Source organism: Vibrio sp. Vb0598, assembly GCF_033338935.1.
GTDB lineage: Bacteria > Pseudomonadota > Gammaproteobacteria > Enterobacterales > Vibrionaceae > Vibrio > Vibrio alginolyticus.
This window is the reverse complement of the sequence record NZ_JAWOTP010000326.1, coordinates 1-1013: the sequence shown is the minus strand read 5'-3', so window position 1 is coordinate 1013 and position 1013 is coordinate 1. Positions and strand designations below refer to the sequence as shown.

The following is a 1013-nucleotide window of genomic DNA, read 5'->3' as shown; positions in this document are numbered from 1 at the left end:
TGAGTACGAAGGCGACCACGACCAGTCTTACTACACGTTTGGTGCTGACTACGCTGTAACTGGTAACGTTCTAACGTTCATCGAATACACTTCAAGCGAAAACGACGAGAAAAACGTTTCTAAGAAAGAAGCTGACCTAGTTGTTGCTGGTGTTTACTACACGTTCTAATAACAGAACTTAAGTAGATATAGTAAAGGTCGCATTTATTGCGGCCTTTTTTATATTAAAGCGTCTAGACCACTCAGTAACTATTAAACATAGGACAAGCGGGTATAGAGTTTCGAGGCAAGAGTGCGCTTACCAATTATCTACAGCGAGTTGTAGTGAAATGATTGGCTTTTCATTAATGATTTCCTCAAACTGTGATTAGTGGTAAGCGAGATTTAACTTTTTGATGTAATTAATCGATTTTTAAGGTTATTAGGATATGAGACTAAAAACTTGGATTGTAGCGTTTTTTCTTGGTCTGTTTGGTACAACAGCGAACGCAGACACAACACATAAAACTGATGTATCAGTAACTTTAAGTACCGCACAAGGTGTTCAAGTTCTGTTTGTAAATGGCGTTAGTACGGATGAATTGAGTACTCCGTATACTCTCATCGATGGCTCAAACCAAGTGGTTATTAAGGTAAACAAAGCTATCGGGCGTGGTGACAAGCGCACTCAAGTTTACTCTGCACCATACATTCTTGGTTTTAGTTCTGGCGCGGGTGAGCTTTATATTGATGCGCCATCTTTTAGAGATAAGCGTCAGGCAGACAAGCTGTTTGAACAAGATACAATGGACTGGAAAGTAAGCATCAATGATAAGTCTATTGATTACTCGCAATATAAGATGCCAGGTAAAAAAGGTGCTTTCCCATATTCAAACCTTGATGAGCAATTGGCAGAGTACAACGAACTTAACGGCGTCTATTTTTCTAATGGCAAGCGAGTCGAGTTATCTGAGCTTCAGGCAACGGGTACAGCTAAAGAGACTCACAGAGTGAATTCGCCACTGACAAAAGCA

The 1013-nt window shown here is 40.2% G+C and carries 1 protein-coding gene and 1 pseudogene; both read left to right on the top strand.

The genetic code is table 11. The features are described 5' to 3' along the window. Positions 1–169, top strand: a pseudogene (locus tag R7Q38_RS25035) (porin); the annotation flags it as partial. Positions 170–428: 259 nt separating this feature from the next. After that, positions 429–1013 (top strand): DUF2057 family protein (locus tag R7Q38_RS25030; RefSeq protein ID WP_318114757.1); only part of this gene is annotated, 585 nt, incomplete at its 3' end.